We start from the raw sequence: 925 nt of genomic DNA, 5'->3' as shown, positions 1-925 counted from the left end.
CGGTTTACCTGAAAAAACGCGCTGCCTGATTTCACGACCGCTTCGCGGCCGAACGCAGCCTCGCGGGCTCGGCAGCTGCTACGGGGGGAGTATCCGCCAATCGTGGCTAAACTACTGTCACATCCCGCATCAACAACCCGAACTTCAAATCCACTGCATCCGGAATCGGCAGGTACACGGTGTGTCCGTCTCCCGGCGCCACTTCAATCGCCTCGCCTTTGGCGCTTTGCAATTGATGCAAGTCGAAGTGGAAATTGCCTTTGGGCGTCATCAATTCCATGTGATCGCCCAAACCAAAGCGGTTCTTCACCTTGACCTCGGCCAGCCGATCACGGCGCTCACCGGTCAGCTCACCGACGAACTGCTGACGCTCCGACACCGAGCTGCCGTTCTGGTAGTTCTGGTATTCGTCGTGCACATGCCGACGCAGGAAACCTTCGGTGTAGCCACGCTGGGCCAGGGATTCAAGGTCGGTCATCAGGCTACGATCGAACTCGCGGCCGGCCACGGCATCGTCGATGGCGCGGCGGTAGACCTGAGTGGTCCGGGCGCAGTAGAAGTGCGATTTGGTCCGGCCCTCGATCTTCAACGAGTGGACGCCCATCTGCGTCAAGCGAGCGACATGCTGCACCGCGCGCAGGTCCTTGGCGTTCATGATGTAGGTGCCGTGTTCGTCTTCGAAGGCTGGCATCAGTTCATCGGGGCGGTTGGCTTCCTGGAGCAAAAACACCTGGTCGGTGGGTGCGCCGATGCCCAGCGTTGGCTCTGGAGTGAACGCTTGAACGATCTCGCCCACGGTGTTTTCCGTGGCAGGTTGTGCGGCGTATTTCCAGCGACAGGCGTTGGTGCAGGTGCCTTGATTGGCATCACGCTTGTTCATGTAACCCGACAGCAGGCAGCGCCCGGAGTAGGCCATGCACAATGC

1 protein-coding gene is annotated in these 925 nt (G+C 60.0%); it reads right to left on the bottom strand.

Annotated elements, in window-relative coordinates; genetic code table 11:
• Positions 1–106 precede the first annotated feature (106 nt).
• Positions 107–925, bottom strand: an 819-nt coding sequence (locus AC1DH9_RS29915; protein WP_477809425.1) for a U32 family peptidase C-terminal domain-containing protein, incomplete at its 5' end; no start/stop codon positions are given.

Source organism: Pseudomonas sp. 05T35 (assembly GCF_056396605.1).
This window is presented reverse-complemented; position numbering and strand designations above follow the sequence as displayed.